Below are 17,360 nucleotides of genomic sequence, written 5' to 3' on the forward strand. Positions count from 1 at the left end.
GCGCGATCAATTTACTGTATCGAAGGAAACTGCCATGCCCAATTCCAAAGTGGTCGTTGTGACCGGCGTGTCGTCTGGTATCGGACGCGCGACCGCAGAGAAGTTCGCGAAGCGCGGGTGCCGCGTATTTGGCACCGTGCGCAGCATTGCAAAAACGGCGCAATTGGCCCGCGTCGAGCTGATAGAGATGGATGTGCGCGACGATGCTTCCGTTCGAACCGCGATTCACACGATCATCGATCGCGCTGGGCGCATCGACGTGCTCGTCAACAATGCCGGCGCCACGCTGATCGGAGCTGTGGAGGAAACGTCGGTTACCGAAGCGGCCGCGCTGTTCGACACCAACGTATTCAGCATTCTGCGTACGACCCAGGCCGTGCTTCCGCACATGCGGGCACAACGGGGAGGAAGGGTCGTCAATGTCAGTTCGGTGCTTGGGTTTCTTCCAGCACCGTATATGGGTCTCTATTCGGCGTCCAAGCACGCCGTCGAGGGGCTGACTGAAACCCTAGACCATGAGGTGCGCCAGTTCGGCATCCGGCTAACGCTGGTTGAGCCGTCCTTTACCAGAACCAATCTCGATGTCAATGCACCACAGGTGAGTTCGAAAATCGCCGACTATGACCGCGAGCGTGCGCTTGCATCGAGCGCAGTCGTCAACAGTGTCAAAGGTGCCCCCGCACCCGATGGCGTGGCAAACACAATTGTAGAAGCCGCGCTTGGCAAATGGCGCATGCGTCTCACGCCGGCAGGGCAGGCATCTCTCTTGAGGAAATTGCGGCGCTTCATGCCGGCTGCTCCCGTCGATGCAAGTTTGAGGAAAACATTCGGGCTCCCGTGAGCCCTGACCTCCCGCGGTAATGCGGGCCGACCCGTCGCGCCAACGGCTCCAGGAGACGCCCGGAGACCGCTAACACGTGGTTCGCTTCAGACGCCCATGGTCATGACCACTTCGGCGCCTCGCAACCGCTCCTCTGCAGCAGCGGGAATGCTGCCAGGTAAGCGGATAGAGCCCGGATACGCAGATATGCAAAATCGAAATCCTGAATCGTCGATGCTCGACCTTGGAGAAATATCCGCGGTCGCACTGAACCACTTTTTTGCCCAGCGCGCAATGCGCGCTTTCTGGACTCACTTCGACGAAGCGCTGCGGCATACGGACGTCAACGCCTCCCAGTTTTGCATGCTCGTCTTGCTGCATCTCCGCGAACCAATAGTTTTCGGCGACATGGCAGCAGAACTGGAAATGGACCGATCGAATCTGTCGGCCAATCTGGCACCATTGTTCCGCCGCAGGCTCATTTCAACGATCTCCCACGAAGCAGATCGACGGAAACGTCAGCTCGTCATGACGTCCGAAGGCCGAAAAGCTGTAGCTTCCGCAGTGAGCCCCTGGATGCGAGCCTATCAGGATACCTTTGCGTTTGTGAGACTGATTGATCTCGATTCAATGCGTGATCTTTTCCACGTGATTCGGGATATGAAAGAGCTCGACGCCTGAACGACGCCAGCGGCGCTCCTGCTCGCCCGGAATCTCGACTGCCGCTACGCAATGACTAGCCCGGGGAGCCACAAGACGGCCCTGCCGCCCGGAGGATTATCGTGACCTGACATACGTCGGTCGCGTCGATCCAGTTCGGAGCACGGGGAGCCGACGCAAAGTGGCAATCGCGTGGCCACGAGGTTAAAGGGACCTACCGGGCTTCCGGAGAACCAAGGCCTTTAACAATATTCTCGCGTACTCGCTCGCGAATCTTGGTCGGCGCAAGGGTGTGCCCGATCGTCTCGCAGTGGCGGTCGTGGGCGATATCAGCGACGCGAAGGGAATCGTCATGGCGCTTGTCAACGAGATCGGTTTCGATTCCGTCGACGGCGGTCCGCTCGAAGAATCCTGGCGGCAACAGCGGTCCACGCCAGCATACTGCTGCGATTACGACGCGGAGGTGACGCGCAAGGCACTCGCTGCGGCGGTTAAGGGCGATGCTTCACGGAAACGCGACCAAGTGCCCACGTTTTTTGCGAGGCTCGGCTCTCATCCCAGTCATGATGATGTTGTGAATGCAATATCTGCGCAGTACAACCGTGTATTCGTCGACCGGCGATGGCCGTAGTGGGTAGGTCGCCATGGTTAACGACAAATCCGCCACTTGCCGATCTCGGCAGGCTCACAGCAGGGATATTGGCGCTTCCCCTTCAGACATCGATTGCCAATATGTTCCTGCCAATGCACCTTTGCCAGATTGTCTTGGAGGAACAAAGGACGGTTGAACGCGCGGATGCCATGGTGCGAGGGGACCGATCGCCTTCGTCGATGACGAGGATGTATTTACCTTGCCGCCATTCGCTCCGTCACGGCCTCGTATCTCATAGATCGCCCCTACCGAATGCGTAGCTACGACCCCTGCTGCCGGCGCGCCGTTGGAGTTGCAAAGGCCGGTGTCAGAGGCGAAGCAGTCGTCTCAATGACACTGTCTCAGCGAAAGCGAACGGCGCTTGTTGGCCGCGAGCCGCCCGACGCAGGCGAACGCGGCGTGCCTAGTGGAGCGAAGGTCCAGTCGACCAGGCCGCTGACAAAATTATTTGTGCGCGGTTGAAACCCTCGCGCTGCAAGGCGCCGCCGTCCGAAGTGAGTTCCGTGGGCGCGCTACCAAGGTTCGGTCACTTGCTGGTCGTCTGAGCTAATATCGGAGCAGCGCCCGATTTGCCCACCGACGTTGTAAATCCCCACTCTAGGTTAAAAGGCGCGTTCGCAAAGTTTCGCTGCGTCAGCCGACCGGTTGCACGCACGATATAGTGGACGCCTGGTCGAAGCGGCTCAAAAGGTGTGCAGATCGCAGTGTTGCGAGCCGTGTCGGCTGACGTAAGCGCTGCGATGTGGCAGCGTACCCTGTGGCCACGTCCGTCGCGCACATCGACCGTCGTAAGTTCGATGTGTGCGCTGGGTCCGCCCGATAGCGTGATCGGGAAGCCTAGCGTTTGCCCCTGATATCCGGAATTGGGTCCCATCGGGTCCGGTTGCTCGTTGTCGGTCCAGGCGATTGGAGCGTCGCGCTGTCCATCGTACGGATATGCGACCAACTGCGTATCAGACAGCGCCGGTGCGATATCCGCGAAATCCACGACGGTAATAGCACTCGCGCCTACAACGCGGGCCTCGCCCGCCCTGGCCCAATCGAAGAAAATCGCGCCACGATGATAGGGCGACGCGAAGATCTCCTCGATCGGCGAGTCGACGCCGCGCGGGCCGCCATACACTGCCAATACCTCACTGGCGCCGTAGGCTGGTGTATGCAACCGGACACGGGATATCACGTCCACGCCCGTGAACCCGGGGTTACCTGCCAGTTCGTCGTGCGTCCCTGAATGATTCAGGTCGAGGTATCGCGCGTGATCGGCGGCCGCGGCTGCCACGTGTGAATCCCTCGCGATAGCCGGCAAGCCGACTTCGGCGCGACGCGCATTGATGAAGTCGATCGCGGATCGATGGGCAGTGGACGCAATAGCTGGACGCGTGTGAGCGCCGTGCACTTCCCGCAAGGTGATCGGTGGTCCCGTGTATGCTGCGGCCGTCGGCTCGCCAGCGGTAGGCTGGTAAGTCGCGCACCCTGCAAGGGCTGCGATAGCGGCGATGCACGCCGTCGTGTTCTTTGTGAGCATTGAAATCCTGTTCTTTTTCAAGCGGCGAGGCGAAACGGACGATCACGATATAACGGCCGGCTGCGCATGAGGTTGACGCGTCTCCGAGCGTTGCGTGAGCGTTCCCCCGCGCTTGCGTCGCCACGCCGCACGATGATGCGGCGAAGCTTCGTCACGCAAGTGCTGCTACAAGATCGCTCGACAAAGGTATTGGCACAGCGTGAGCAGTGTGAACTGACGGACCGCAAATCGGCAGCCCGGCTGCTGGTGTCAGCACAATCAGGCGCTACCTCAAAAACCTACGCCTGCGCTAGCGCGGGTACCGCGTGAGACGCACAACTCGACCGTCTCTGCTCGACCCATCTCGGACGCTCGCTCGTACCAGCCGTTAACGGCAGCTTGCGGAGGTACAACGGTCGTATTCTTCGTGAACTGGCGCGCGGCGCCTCAGGTTTCATACTTACGGTGAAACGCCGAACAACTGAGCGACCACGCCGCGCAACCAGCGATTCCCAGCCTCCTGGTGATACCGCGCATGCCAGTGTTGCCTCACGGCAAACCCATCCACGGGAAGCGGGCAGGAATGAACGGCCAGATCGTTGGCATGCGCGAGCGTTTCCCCGATGTGACGTGGAAGCGTGGCGACTAGGTCAGTGGTCTGGACGATCGTTCCGAGCCCCAGAAAACCCGGCAGTTGCAGCGCGACGTCACGCTCGATGCGCTCGCGCGCCAGCGCCTGTTCGAGTAGTTGCGCACCTGTGCCCGATTCGATGGCGACGTGCCCCTCGGAACGGTACTGCTTCAAACCGAGTCGCCCGCGAACGCGCGGGTGATGCCGGTTCGTCAGGCACACCCAGTCCTGTAGATAAAGCTGCTGCTGGTAGATGCCACCGCTAAGCCACGGCACATAGCCAATCGCGAGGTCGGCTTCGCCCGATTCCAGTGCCCGTTCCGTGTTGCCGTCGATTCCCGCCGCTTCGAGCCGGATGCCGGGCGCCTGTGCGCGCACGTGCGCGAGCAGGCGTGGCAGCAGCGTGATATGGCTCGCATCCGTCATGCAGATGCGAAAACGCCGCTGCGCGGTGGCGGGATCGAACGCGATCTCCCACGCGACAAAGCGCCTGAGCGATTCGAGAATTTCGCGGCAAGGCCCGATCAGCGCGTCGGCCTGCGGTGTGGGCGCCATGCCGCCGGGGGTGCGAATGAAAAGCGGGTCCTGCAAATGCTCGCGCAGCCGCCCGAGCCAGATGCTGATGGTGGGCTGGCTCTGCCCCAGTTGCTCCGCGACGCGCGTGACGCTGCGCGTGTCGTAGAGCAGGTCGAAGAGTTGCAGCAGCTTCAGGTCGGGTAAATCGGGCGGCATCATGGTGACGGCCATTATTGTCTGTTGCAATGATGTCATTGTAGTCATTGCATTGCCGATATGGGCGGCAACTCCTATCGTGTGCCTACACGTCAAGGAGAAGCTCAGTGAAGATTGCGATTCTCGGCGCCGGCGCACTAGGCTGCGCGATCGGCGCCACCCTCACAGAAGGCGGCCACGAAACCTGGCTGCTGGACCGTTCGCCCGCCCATGTCGACACGATGCGTCGAGACGGTCTGCAGGTCGACGACGATAGCGGCACGCGGCGCATAGCAGTGCGCGCCGCGACCCAGGCGGGCGAAGTCGGCGTGGCCGACGTGGTGATCGTGCTGGTCAAGTCCTTCCACACCGATGCTGCGATGCGCGGCGCACTCGCGCTGATCGGGCCCGAAACGCTCGTGCTGTCCCTTCAAAACGGGCTCGGGCACGAAGATGTGCTCGCCGATATCGTGGGCCGCGAGCGTGTGCTGGCAGGCAAGACGTATGTGGGCGGCGTGTTGCGCGGTCCGGGGCATATCCAGTCGGGCGTTACCGGCAAGGCGACCTATATCGGCGAACTCGATGGCCAGATCACGCCCCGCGTGCAGGCAATCGCCGAGGCCTTCAACGCCGCCGGGCTGCTCACCACGGTCAGCGACAACATCATGGGCACGATGTGGGACAAGCTACTCGTCAACGTCGCCACGGGCGCGATCACGGGCATCACGCGTCTCCCCTACGGCCAGCTTTATGACGAGCCGTTGTTGAAGGCGACGGCGCTCGCGGCCATCGGCGAGGCGATGGCAGCAGCACACGCTGCGGGGATCACCTTGTCGATGACGGACCCCGAGCAGGCCTGGACACTCGCGGCTGAAGGTCTCTCTCCCGCGTTCAAGACCTCGATGCTGCAGAGCCTTGAAAAAGGCTCGGTCACGGAGATCGATTTCATCAACGGCTCGGTGGTGCGCTGGGGACAACGGCTTGGCGTGCCGACGCCCGTCAACGCGACGCTGGTGGCGTGCATCAAGGGCATCGAGCGCGCGATGGCCGACGAGCAGCGCAAGGAGGAGACGGCATGAGCGGATCGAAGGCTTATCTGGAGCACGTCGCGATCTGGGTGAAGGACATCCAGTGGCATATCCGCTTCTTCGAAGACGTGCTCGGCATGAGCATGCGCGAAGTCGAGGGCACTGTCGACGCGCCGCGTCAGTACTGGACGCTCGGCGGCCTGCAGTTCATTCATGCGCCGCAACACGAAGGTCCCGAAGGGCGCCTCGCGCATCTTGGCGTCATGTGTGAAGACCTGGAGGCGGCATTGGCCGCGGCCCAAGCGTATGGCGTGAGCGAAATGCCGCAAGGGCGCAACTGGCTGCGCCTGCCTGACGGCCTTGCCGTCGAACTGATTCAGTCGACGCCCGCGTCGTGTGTCGCGCAGGCGCTGAGCATCAACCCGCGGGCGGAGGCGTGAGCATGACGATCATCGACAAGTACTGGGACGACGCCCGCGAAGGCGACGAGTGCGTGAGCCCGAACTACACCGTCACGAAAGAACGCATACTCGCGTACGCCGACCTCACCGGCGACCACACGCCCGTACACGTGGACGAGGCGTATGCCAACGCGAGCCACTTCGGCTGTCTCGTCGCGCATGGACTGTTCGGACTCTCGATTGCGGACGGCCTCAAGACGCAGAGCGACTATCGCTTTCTGCCCGGCATGTCGCTCGGCTGGACGTGGGATTTCCTGCTGCCTGTCAAGGTCAACGATGTGCTGCACGTGAAATTTCGCGTCGGCGCCATGCGTCCCAGTAACAGCCGTCCGGGGTGGGGCATCGTCGTGCTGCCATCGGAACTGATCAATCAGGATAACCAGGTAGTTCAACGCGGCGAGCATCGTCTGATGGTGCCGCGCCGGCCGGGAGCGTTCTGATGCTGGCCCGTCCCCTCGAAGGCATACGTGTTGTCGACTATAGCCACTTCCTCGCTGGTCCCTATGTGGGGCGCTGCCTTGCGGCGCTCGGCGCCGAAGTCATCAAGGTCGAGCGCCCCGGCAGTGGCGACGCCGGGCGCCAGCACGCGACTGTGCTCGACGACCAGCAAAGCGGCTATTTCCTGCAACTGAACATGGGCAAGCGCGGCGTCAGCGTCAACATGAAAGACGCGCGCGGCAAGGAGTTCATGCGGCGCCTGTGCGACTCGGCCGATGTGTTCGTCGAGAACTACCGTCCGGGCGCGCTGGATAAACTCGGGCTGGGTTATGAAGCGCTATCCGCGCGCAATCCGGGTCTCGTCTACTGCTCGATCTCGGCGTATGGCCACACGGGTCCCGACGCTCATCGTGCGGGCTTTGGCCTGATCGCTGAGGCGAAGAGCGGCATCATGCAGATGGTGGGCACGCCCGGCGAGCCGCCACCGTTGCTGCGCATTTCGCTCGGCGACATGTACACGGGCATTCACGCGGTGGCGGCGATCAATGCGGCGCTGCTCGGACGGGTGCAGAGCGGCCGCGGCCAGCACATCGACATGGCGTTGTACGACACGCTCGTTTCGATGCACGAATATGCGGTGCAGTGCTATACGCTGCGAGGCGTGCTGCCGGAGCAAACCGGCCACGACATGCCGACCTCGACGCTCTATGGCGTGTTTCGGGCCGCAGACGGCGACCTTGTGATCGCGGCGCAAGTGGACGATGCATGGAAGCGTCTCGCCGCGCTGATCGAAACGCACGGCGGGCCCGCCGGCTTCGGCAGCGATACGCGCTTTCACGATAGCGTGGGCCGCAATACGCATCGGCAGGCGATTCTCTCTGTTGTGCAGCCGTGGGTCGCTGCGCGTCCTGTTGCCCAGGTGCTCGAACTGCTGGATGGCATCGATGTGCCTTGCGCGAAGGTGCAGCGCATCGACGAGGTGCTCGACGATCCGCAGATCCAGGCGCGCGGCATGGTGGTCGAGCAGCATCATCCGCGTTACGGAAAGCTGCGCCTGCCCAATCTGCCATTCCGCTTTTCTCATTGCGACACGACCATTCGCGACGTCGCGCCCGATCTCGGGCAGCACAACACGGAGGTTGCGCAATCGCTCGGCTTTTCCGCCGCCGAAATCGACGCGATGCAAACCGAAGGCGTTCTCCATTCGAAGTGAGACACCATGACTGACCAGTATGCAGTGATCGGCAACCCGATCGGACACACGAAATCTCCGTTGATTCACGGCCTGTTTGCCGAAGCGACACAACAGGCGATGTCGTACGTCGCAATCGAAGGCCCGCTTTACCCCGACGATGGATTCGCAAGGGTGGTGCAACAGTTCGCCGACGAGGGCGGTAAAGGCCTGAACGTCACCGCGCCGTTCAAGTTGAAGGCCTTCGCGCTCGCCGACGAGCGCAGCGAACGCGCGGCGTTGGCGGGCGCGGCCAACGCGCTCAAGTTCGAGAGCGGCCGGATCATCGCCGAGAATTTCGACGGCATTGGCCTGTTGCGCGATATCGAGGTCAATCTCGGCGTTCCGCTCGCCGGCAAGCGCGTGTTGATGCTCGGTGCGGGCGGCGCCGCGCGTGGCGCGTTGCTCCCGTTTCTCGCCGCGGGTCCTGCCGAACTGGTCATCGCCAACCGCGACGTGTCCAAGGGCGAGGCGCTGGCGGCCCAGGTTGGTTCGCGAGGCGCAGCGCTGCGTGCTCGCGGCTACGGCGATCTGCCTGCGATGGGCCGATTCGATCTCGTGGTCAACGCGACCTCCGCGAGCCTGACGGGCGAGTTGCCGCCCGTCCCGCCGAGCGTGTTCAGTCCCGATGGCACAGCGTATGAGCTTGCGTACGGCAAGCGGCTCACGCCGTTCCTGCGGCTCGCGCGCAATGCAGGCGTGCTTGGCGTCGCCGACGGCGTCGGCATGCTGGTCGAGCAGGCCGCCGAAGCGTTTGCATGGTGGCGCGGCGTGCGTCCGCAAACGGTCGCGGTCATCGACCGTCTCACCGTGCCGCTCGACTAGTCGAGCAAAGGAGAACCTGATGAAAAATGTCCTGATGCTTCATGGCATCAATCACAACATGTTCGGCAAACGCGACCCCGCGCAGTACGGAACGATGACGCTCGCCGATATCGATGCCAGACTGCAGGCGCTGGGCGAAGAACTCGACGTGCAGGTCGAATCGTTCCAGACGAACAGCGAAGTGGCGATGTGCGAGCGCATCCATCGCGCTTACGAAGAGGGCAAGGACGCTGTGCTGATCAATGCGGGCGCGTGGACGCATTACAGCTACGGCATCCGCGACGCGCTTGCGATCCTCACCTGTCCGGTCGTCGAACTGCACATGTCGAACATTCATGCGAGGGAGCCGTTCCGGCACCACTCGGTGTTCGCCGATATCGTCAAAGGGCAGATTTGCGGGTTCGGGATCGAGAGCTATTTGCTCGCACTGCGGGCGGTCCATGCGGAGATCCGTTGTTGAGTGACGCGTGTGAATCGCCCGGGTACTTCCGCGGCGGGAAGTGATACGGCGAATGACGGCTCTCGAATTGCGGATTCAACCGGTGGATGCAACACACTGTGACTGCGTGAGCAGAAGGAGTGTTGCAGATGAAGCATTGAGCGCGCCCGTTTGCACGCGATTCGAAACCGGGCCAATATTGAGCAGAGCACGTGTTCACTCAGCCATGCAAGCGCTTTCCCCGGCAAAGGAAGAAGGACAACATTAATGTTTGGGTCCAACCGCATCCTTTGACTGCACTGGCGCGTCTTGAGAACACGAATGTTATGTTCCCAGCGACGACAACCCTCAAGGGACACTCACTCTTGCCGAAAGCGGCCATACACGGTAGTGCTGCGGCTCGACTCTGACCCGGTCAGGCCAGAACGCTCAGTGCATGCTCCAGGTCCGCAAGCAAATCTTCAACGTTTTCCAACCCCACCGAAAGACGCACAAGTCCATCGTCTATCAGCGAATCCCGTCGATCCTCTTCTGTGTACACCGTCTTCATCATACTTGCGGGATGTAATGCGAGGCTTTCTGCATCGCCGAGGCTAAGCGAGCGTGCGAATAGGCGCAGCGAGTTGATAAACTTCCTTCCCGCCTCGATTCCGCCTTTGAGTTCAAAAGCGATCATCCCTCCGGGCTGCTTCATTTGCCGTCGCGCAAGGTCATACTGGCTATAGGATTGAAGACCGGGGTAATGTACCTTTTTGACGCATGAACTGCGCTCAAGAAATTCAGCAATAATCTGCGCGTTGTGACAATGTCGGTCCATGCGAATCGTAAGGGTCTTCAACCCTCTGAGAATGAGATATGCATCGGCCGGCGATAGACACGCGCCAGTCGAATTCTTCATTCCCGCCGTTCTTACCCGCTTCACGATTTCGGCCGATCCGATCACAACGCCGGCAATGACATCGCCATGACCATTAATGTATTTTGTCAGCGAGTGCAACACAATATCCGCTCCAAAATCAAGAGGACGTTGCAGATACGGAGTACAGTAGGTGTTGTCCACGGCAATCAAAGCCTCGGAGCGCTCGCGAACAGTTTCGCTGATGGTCTTTATGTCCACCATGCGCATGTTCGGATTGGTGAGCGATTCAAAAAGGACGAGTTTCGTGTTGCGGCTGATAGATGCGCCAACTTCATCGGGGCGGGTGAAGTCCGCAACATTCGTGACAATCCCGAATTCGGGCAAAATCGAATTGACCAGAGTCTGCGTTCCACTGTAGAGGGTAACATCCACGAGCAATTTGTCCCCCGGACGCAAGAGCGTCCACGCGAGAGTGCTGATCGCGCCCATTCCGGACCCCACGGCTACTGCGGCCTGAGCACCTTCCAGAATGGCTAGCCGTTGCTCTAGTACCCGCACGGTCGGATTTCCTCCACGCGAGTAGACCATCCCTTCTTCTTCGCCTCCTATGCGCGCAGCAGCTTGCTCTGCCGAATCGAAAGCGTATGCGGACGTGCAAAATATCGGTGTGCTTAACGCGCCTTCGTGTTTGTTAGGGTCGTACCCGGCATGGATAGCGTTTGTCGAGAAGCCAAGCTTTTCTTGATCCATGGTATCGAGGAGGTCCGTCGGCTGATGAATGCCAAAGTGTGACGCAACAATATGGAAAGGTGCTTGCTTTCTGAGCAGATCGCCGGAGGACTTTTCCTCCGAGAGCCGTTTGCCTTCTCGATCCTGAATCACGGTCGCGACTGAAGACTCAACATCAGATCGCTACCGCCCCTTTTTTCTGAGCCGACTGATATAGCTTCCGTTATCAACTTGCAGCGGCACGTTCACTTCCCAATGCGTTGCTGTTGTTCGATTCTCTGGCGCGATCCGTCGCAGCCATGAATCGAAGAAACGGGTGCGATCGGCTACTGCATTCCTTCAGTGGAATCGGAATCGGCTGCTCAGGCAGTCGAGGGTATTGTTCGCTCACTTGACACCGGGCCCGCTAATGGGTGTCGACGATTTAGGAGGTGCACTCGAATGTCCCTTCGTGGCCGCTACCCGCCCGATGCGCAATGCGTTCACAGCGCCGTTTCGGTTGTTCATTGCTTGCCGAAGTGAATGTCCACGAACTACCGTTCGTGATGTGCATGAGCCGCCGGGATATGCATTTGTTCTCGGAGTGTCCATCTGGTATCTGAAGCAAGCGGGAATCCCGTCCATTTCCTCAACTTTGTGATGGACAGCGCACCCCCGGCGCCTTCCCATGATCTGGTTGGGTTTTGTGGTGTCCACCTCTGCCAAACTTTTCCGTAATCCGTGGTCTTACTCGCCGCAAGGCGCGCCGGGCTTCATCGGCGACTACAACAGCACCGGCACGAGGATCACGACCAAGATCACCATGTCGAAATACGGCGTGTCCTCGCCGGCGAGCTCGCCGTATGTGGTGGCGGTCGGCGGCACGACGCTGTCGACGACGAACACGACCACCTGGGCGGGCGAAACGGTCTGGAACGAGGGCGCCGCTTACGCCGACCTCGACCAGAACGGCAACCCTGTCGACAACGCGGCGCGCATCTGGGCGACAGGCGGCGGCATCAGCGCGTATGAAAAAGCGCCAGCCTGGCAAACGGCTGCGCTGGGCTCGAGGGTCACCAAGCGGGCCTTGCCGGACGTGGCGTTCGATGCGGCATCAACGACCGGCGCCTTGATCGTCATCGATGGCCAGGCGAACCAGCAGGTGGGCGGCACCAGCCTCGCGTCGCCGATCTTCGTCGGCGGCTTCGCGCGTGTCGAATCGGCGCACAACAACAGCATCGGCCTGCCGACGTCGGGTTTCTATCAAACGTTAAAGGGTAATACGACGCTCGTGCACGACGGGACTTCCGGCAGCAACAACGGCTATGGCACCTATGGCTATAAGCCCGCTGTTGGCTGGGACTACGACACGGGCTTCGGCAGCCTGCAGTTCTCGAAGCTCAGCGGCACGTACTAATCTGCCTTGGGCGTGGTTCACTGTATTGCGCATGCGGTTTCGTGCGTAGTCTGAAAGTGAACCACGCCATTTTTATTTGAATCGACAATAGGCAGAAAGATTCGTATATAAAAATGGCTTGATTCGTTTTATATCACTTGTGTTACTCCTATGTGTCTTTTCGGCGCCGAAGCTCGGCGCAATATGAGATCCCACTCGAATAAAAATTCGAAATAAATTCGGCCTATCCATTCTGTTAGGTTGAATTAGTTAATATAAAAATATAATTTCTCACCGTTTGATTTGCTTTGAGTTATGCGCAACCGATACGCGGAGTGGCCCATTGGCTCGCCGTGGCATCGGCTCGCCCATCGCCGATTTCTTTTGAAATTAGTGATCGGCGATTGTGTGCTTCAAAACACAAGCATCTTATTCGCATAGATTTCTCTGATTATTGCCAATTCCATTGGCTATGCCCCTTGTTGCTCGTTATTTTTCGGTAACGAAGATTTCAATTGCATTTTGGAGATACCGTGAACACGATACAGACATCTCAGTGCACGACTAATGACACGACGAATGAGCGTGCATTGTATGAAGGGAATTCAGCTGGGCATGACGCCATCGCGCTGGATGAATCCGTAGCCGAACATGAGCAATTGATCGCGAAGGCGGCGGAAGTCGCTGCCGTGCTCGCGGAAGAATCGTGCGCCGCGGACACGGAGCGCCGCCTGACCGAGCGGGCCGTCGCCGCCATGACCGAAGCCGGGCTGATGCGGCTCTTCACGCCGCGCCGGCTCGGAGGATACGAAGCCCGCCCCGCCACGCTGTTCGATGTCTGCTACGAGCTGGGGCGCGGCTGCTGCTCGGCGTCGTGGGTCACGAGCGTGCTCAATATGGGCAACTTCATGATCGCCCACTTCCCCGAGAGCACGCAGGACGAAGTGTGGAACGGCAACCGCGACACGCGCACCGCGCTCGTCATTGCGCCCTCACGCGCCCAGGTCGAACGCGTTGACGGCGGTGTCGTGGTGACAGGGGAGTGGGCCTACGCATCGGGCAGCCTGCATGCCGAATGGATCGGCGCGCTGATCCCGAGAGGCGTCGAAGCCGATGACGAGACGATCAACCTCGTCCTCATGCCGGCGAAGGCGCTTGAAATCCGCGACACCTGGCATATCACAGGCATGCGCGGCACCGGCAGCAACACCGTCGTGGCGAACCAGCTGTTCATCCCGCGTCATCGCGTGACGCCTTACGCGCCGATCGTTCAGGGCAAGTCGCGCCTGCCGTCTGAGCGGCACCGTCTCTACAGCGGCGCGTTCTCGGGCTTGCTCTCGCTCGGTCTGCTCGGGCCGCAGCTCGGCGCGATCGAAACCGCGCTGCAACTCGTGCGCGATCAAGCCCATGAGCGTCGCGTCGCTTCGTCCACGTTCAAGAGCCAGGCCGTGTCGCCCGCGTTTCAGACCGATCTCGCGGAAGCGTCGATGATGATCGACGGCGCCCGGCTGCATGCGCGCCGGATCGTCGAGACCGTCGAACACCACGCGCTGGCCGGCGTCCTGCCCGATGAAGTGACGCGTTCGCGCTTTCGCATGGAATCGACGCGCGTCACGCGCCTGTGCCGCGAGGCCATCGATCGTCTCATGACGGCCTACGGCAGCGCCGCCTTCATGGAATCCAACCCGCTGCAACGGATCTGGCGCGATCTGAATGTCGCGAGCCGCCACGCGGGCTTCGGGATGGGCATCCCCCAGCTCGTCTACGGCCGCGCGCTCGTCGGCCTCGATCCGCGCGAAATCAGCTACCTCGTGTAATCCCGAACGGCCTCCCGCATGGGAAGCCATCCTTGACTTCAGGAGCTTGCATGTCAGACGTCGAACCTCTCGTCAGCCAATCGGAAAATCACGCCGCCAACGCGCATATCGTCGATGCGAATGTGGCCATCCGGCAGCACAACCGCAAGATCGTCGAGCAGTACATGCACACGCGTGGCGAAGGGCGGCTCAAGCGCCACATGCTGTTCGCGGAAGACGGTGTCGGCGGTCTCTGGACCACCGACAGCGGTCGGCCGATCGCCATTCGCGGCCGCGAGCGGCTCGCGCAGCATGCCGTGTGGTCGCTGCAATGCTTTCCGGACTGGGTCTGGACCGATATCCAGATCTTCGAGACCCAAGACCCGAACTGGTTCTGGGTGGAGTGCCGCGGCGAAGGCGCGATCATTTTCGCCGGCTATCCGCAGGGCCATTACCGCAATCACTTCCTTCACTCCTTCCGGTTCGAAAACGGCTTGATCAAGGAGCAGCGCGAATTCATGAACCCGTGCGAGCAATTCCGTTCGCTGGGCATCGAGGTTCCCGCCGTTCGCCGGGACGGTCTGCCGAGTTAAACGCATGCCCTGTGGAGAATCCGAATGGCTGGCATTCCTGCGATTCAACCGTATGCGCTGCCCGATTCGAGCAGCCTGCCCGAGAACACCGTGTCATGGCGCGTCGACCCGTCACGCGCATTGCTGCTCATTCATGACATGCAGAACTATTTCCTTTCGCCTTTGCCGCCGGCGCTGCGCGAGACGTTGACGGCCAACATCGCGTCGCTGCGCGCACGGTGCCGGCAAGCCGGCATTCCGGTCGCGTATACGGCCCATCCCGGGCGCATGACCGAGAAGGAGCGCGGGTTGTTGGGCGATTTCTGGGGGCCGGGCATGGAAACGAAGCCGGCCGATCGGGACGTCCCGGCGGTGATCGCTCCGTCTCCGGGTGACTGGACGCTCACCAAGTGGCGCTACAGCGCATTTTTCCGTACCGGGCTGCGCGAGCGCATGGAGGAGAGCGGCCGCGATCAACTGATGCTGTGTGGCGTCTATGCGCACATCGGCGTGATGATGTCGGCCGTCGATGCGTTCACACACGACATTCAACCGTTCTTCGTGGCCGATGGTGTAGCGGACTTTTCCGCGAGCCATCATCACCAGGCGCTTGAATACGTGGCCAAGCGCTGCGGCAAGGTGGTGAGCACCGAGGAGGTACTGGCATGAAGGCAGCCTCCAGTCACTCCAGCCACGACCTTTTCGATCGCATCCTGAGCGGCCAGGCGCCGAGCTTTGCGCTGATCGCGCGTTCCGCCGGCAGCGTTGGGGAGCGCGCGACTATCGACGTCATCGCCGGCGCGGTTTCCTATCCGCCTTCCCTTAGCGAACTTCCATTGGCCGAGCCGGCGATGGCGGGCGCGGATCGTCAGGAGCTGCTCGTGCTCGTGCCTTACCGGCAATTGCGTGAGCGCGGATTCGAAACGCACGACGACGGCGCGCCGCTCATCGCCATCACCTGCGACGAGCACGAAACGGTACCCGTGCCGCTTGCCTTGGCGGCCATTCCCGATACCGGAACCGCACTTGGCAATCGTCACTTCGATATCGACGACGACGCCTACGCCAAGATCGTCGAGCGCGTGATCACCGACGAGATCGGCACCGGCGCGGGCTCGAACTTCGTCATCAAGCGCACGCTCGAGGGCGAGCTCGACGATTATTCGCCCGCCAAGGCGCTGGCGGTCTTCAAGCGCCTATTGCGCCGGGAAGTCGGCGCGTATTGGATCTTCGTCATCCATACCGGGGAGCGCACGTTTGTCGGCGCCACGCCGGAGCGTCACCTGACGCTGCAAGAAGGCCAGGCGACGATGAACCCGATCAGCGGGACTTACCGGTACCCGACGAGCGGGCCGACAATCGACGGAATCAACGCCTTTCTCGGTGATCGTAAGGAGTCCGATGAGCTTTACATGGTGCTCGACGAAGAGCTCAAGATGATGGCGCGCATCTGTCCGGCAGGCGGGCAGGTCACGGGCCCTCACTTGCGCGAAATGACGCGGCTCGCGCACACCGAATATTTCATCGTCGGGCACACCGAGGCCGACGTCCGCGATTTGCTGCGCGAAACGATGTTCGCGCCGACGGTCGCCGGCAGTCCGATCGAGAGCGCGACACGCGTGATCGCGCGGCACGAGCGGGGCGGGCGCGGCTACTACAGCGGCGTCGCCGCCTTGATCGGCCGCGATGCGCACGGCGAGCGCACGCTCGACTCCGCGATTCTGATCCGCACCGCCGAGATCGACCGCGCCGGTCACGTCCGCATCGGCGTCGGGTCGACGCTGGTCCGGCATTCCGAGGCAGCATCGGAAGTCATGGAGACGCATGCCAAGGTGGCCGCGCTGTCGAGCGCCTTCGATCCGCCGGAAGCCGGCGCGCTGCTCGGGCAACACCCGTCGGTGCAGGCAGCGCTGCGCGAGCGCAACGAAGGCATCGCCGACTTCTGGCTTCGGCCGCACGGCGCACGGCAAAGCGAGATCGCCGATTTGAACGGCCGCCGCGCGCTCATCATCGACGCCGAAGACCACTTCACCGCGATGATCGCCCGGCAGCTCGCCTCGCTCGGCCTCGTCACCGAATTGCGCGGCGTCCATGACGAGGTGGACCTTGCGCGTTACGACGTCGTCGTCATGGGGCCGGGCCCAGGCGATCCGAGCGACCCCGGCGATCCGCGCATCGTTCGCCTCCACGCGTGGCTGCGGCGTCTCGTCGACGAGGGCAAGCCGTTCCTGGCGGTCTGCCTGAGTCATCAAGTGCTGAACGCCATTTTCGGCATTCCGCTCGTGCGGCGCGAGGTTCCGAACCAAGGCATCCAGGTCGAGATCGATCTGTTCGGCCGGCGCGAGCGCGTCGGTTTCTACAACACCTTTGTCGCGCGAACCGCGCGGGACGAGCTGGAGATCGACGGCGTCGGCGCGCTGGCGATCAGCCGCGATCCGCGCACCGGCGAAGTTCATGCCTTGCGCGGCCCTTGGTTCAGTTCGATGCAATTCCACGCCGAGTCGGTTCTGACGGTCGACGGACCGCGCATTCTCGGCGAAGCCATCACGCACGCCATGCGCCGCGAAAAGCGCATGGCTGCGCTCACGGCCTAACCCTCTACACGCCCGACAGACTCTATAGGACACGC

General features: G+C 61.4%; 16 protein-coding genes and 1 pseudogene. 14 read left to right on the top strand and 3 right to left on the bottom strand.

Annotated features, from left to right (window positions below):
• Positions 1–34: 34 nt before the first annotated feature.
• The 3 genes from FAZ95_RS31705 to FAZ95_RS31715 all read left to right on the top strand — a co-directional run bounded on the left by FAZ95_RS31705 (position 35) and on the right by FAZ95_RS31715 (position 2,111).
• A complete protein-coding gene (locus FAZ95_RS31705; RefSeq protein ID WP_137336371.1) occupies positions 35–841 on the top strand; it encodes an oxidoreductase in 807 nt (268 codons plus the stop codon).
• A gap of 96 nt (positions 842–937) precedes the next feature.
• Positions 938–1,501, top strand: coding sequence for a MarR family winged helix-turn-helix transcriptional regulator (locus FAZ95_RS31710; RefSeq protein WP_254700018.1), 564 nt, complete (start codon positions 938–940; stop codon positions 1,499–1,501).
• Positions 1,502–1,799: 298 nt separating this feature from the next.
• Positions 1,800–2,111, top strand: a complete 312-nt coding sequence (locus tag FAZ95_RS31715; RefSeq protein WP_137336372.1) for an NAD(P)-binding domain-containing protein — start codon at positions 1,800–1,802, stop codon at positions 2,109–2,111.
• A gap of 547 nt (positions 2,112–2,658) precedes the next feature.
• Here FAZ95_RS31715 and FAZ95_RS31720 read toward each other — a convergent pair.
• Both FAZ95_RS31720 and FAZ95_RS31725 read right to left on the bottom strand, forming a co-directional pair.
• Positions 2,659–3,678, bottom strand: a complete 1,020-nt coding sequence (locus FAZ95_RS31720; protein WP_254700020.1) for a CAP domain-containing protein — start codon at positions 3,676–3,678, stop codon at positions 2,659–2,661.
• Between the two features lie 418 nt (positions 3,679–4,096).
• Positions 4,097–5,002, bottom strand: coding sequence for a LysR family transcriptional regulator (locus FAZ95_RS31725; protein WP_137337701.1), 906 nt, complete (start codon positions 5,000–5,002; stop codon positions 4,097–4,099).
• 104 nt (positions 5,003–5,106) lie between these two features.
• Between FAZ95_RS31725 and FAZ95_RS31730 the strand changes: the two genes are divergently transcribed.
• From FAZ95_RS31730 to aroQ, 6 genes are read left to right on the top strand one after another with little or no spacing between them, the layout of a single operon-like run.
• Positions 5,107–6,057 (top strand): ketopantoate reductase family protein, encoded by a 951-nt coding sequence (locus FAZ95_RS31730; RefSeq protein ID WP_137336373.1) that lies wholly within the window; start codon positions 5,107–5,109, stop codon positions 6,055–6,057.
• The gene (locus FAZ95_RS31735) at positions 6,054–6,446 is read left to right on the top strand and encodes a VOC family protein (protein WP_137336374.1); all 393 of its coding nucleotides are present in this window, start codon (positions 6,054–6,056) and stop codon (positions 6,444–6,446) included. The genes FAZ95_RS31730 and FAZ95_RS31735 overlap by 4 nt, the downstream gene beginning before the upstream one ends.
• A 2-nt stretch (positions 6,447–6,448) precedes the next feature.
• Complete coding sequence (locus FAZ95_RS31740) at positions 6,449–6,907, top strand: MaoC family dehydratase (RefSeq protein WP_042272903.1); 459 nt, start codon at positions 6,449–6,451, stop codon at positions 6,905–6,907.
• Positions 6,907–8,118, top strand: a complete 1,212-nt coding sequence (locus FAZ95_RS31745; RefSeq protein ID WP_137336375.1) for a CaiB/BaiF CoA transferase family protein — start codon at positions 6,907–6,909, stop codon at positions 8,116–8,118. The genes FAZ95_RS31740 and FAZ95_RS31745 overlap by 1 nt, the downstream gene beginning before the upstream one ends.
• A 6-nt stretch (positions 8,119–8,124) precedes the next feature.
• The gene (gene aroE, locus FAZ95_RS31750) at positions 8,125–8,961 is read left to right on the top strand and encodes a shikimate dehydrogenase (protein WP_137336376.1); all 837 of its coding nucleotides are present in this window, start codon (positions 8,125–8,127) and stop codon (positions 8,959–8,961) included.
• 19 nt (positions 8,962–8,980) lie between these two features.
• Positions 8,981–9,421 (top strand): type II 3-dehydroquinate dehydratase, encoded by a 441-nt coding sequence (gene aroQ / locus FAZ95_RS31755; protein WP_137336377.1) that lies wholly within the window; start codon positions 8,981–8,983, stop codon positions 9,419–9,421.
• Between the two features lie 394 nt (positions 9,422–9,815).
• Here the strand turns inward: aroQ and FAZ95_RS31760 are convergent, their stop codons facing one another.
• Positions 9,816–11,141, bottom strand: coding sequence for a trans-sulfuration enzyme family protein (locus tag FAZ95_RS31760; RefSeq protein ID WP_254700022.1), 1,326 nt, complete (start codon positions 11,139–11,141; stop codon positions 9,816–9,818).
• A gap of 568 nt (positions 11,142–11,709) precedes the next feature.
• Here FAZ95_RS31760 and FAZ95_RS31765 point away from each other — a divergent pair.
• From FAZ95_RS31765 to FAZ95_RS31785, 5 genes and pseudogenes are all read left to right on the top strand, one after another.
• Positions 11,710–12,384, top strand: a pseudogene (locus tag FAZ95_RS31765) (S8/S53 family peptidase); the annotation flags it as partial.
• A 512-nt stretch (positions 12,385–12,896) separates the two neighbouring features.
• Entirely contained in the window at positions 12,897–14,180 is a 1,284-nt protein-coding gene (locus FAZ95_RS31770; RefSeq protein ID WP_137336378.1) for an acyl-CoA dehydrogenase family protein, read from the top strand.
• 50 nt (positions 14,181–14,230) lie between these two features.
• A complete protein-coding gene (locus FAZ95_RS31775) occupies positions 14,231–14,752 on the top strand; it encodes a PhzA/PhzB family protein (protein ID WP_137336379.1) in 522 nt (173 codons plus the stop codon).
• Between the two features lie 24 nt (positions 14,753–14,776).
• The gene (locus tag FAZ95_RS31780; protein WP_137336380.1) at positions 14,777–15,400 is read left to right on the top strand and encodes an isochorismatase family protein; all 624 of its coding nucleotides are present in this window, start codon (positions 14,777–14,779) and stop codon (positions 15,398–15,400) included.
• Positions 15,397–17,325, top strand: a complete 1,929-nt coding sequence (locus tag FAZ95_RS31785; RefSeq protein WP_137336381.1) for an anthranilate synthase family protein — start codon at positions 15,397–15,399, stop codon at positions 17,323–17,325. The genes FAZ95_RS31780 and FAZ95_RS31785 overlap by 4 nt, the downstream gene beginning before the upstream one ends.
• The last annotated feature ends 35 nt before the right edge of the window (positions 17,326–17,360 follow it).

This window comes from Trinickia violacea (assembly GCF_005280735.1).
In the GTDB taxonomy this organism is placed as follows: domain Bacteria; phylum Pseudomonadota; class Gammaproteobacteria; order Burkholderiales; family Burkholderiaceae; genus Trinickia_A; species Trinickia_A violacea.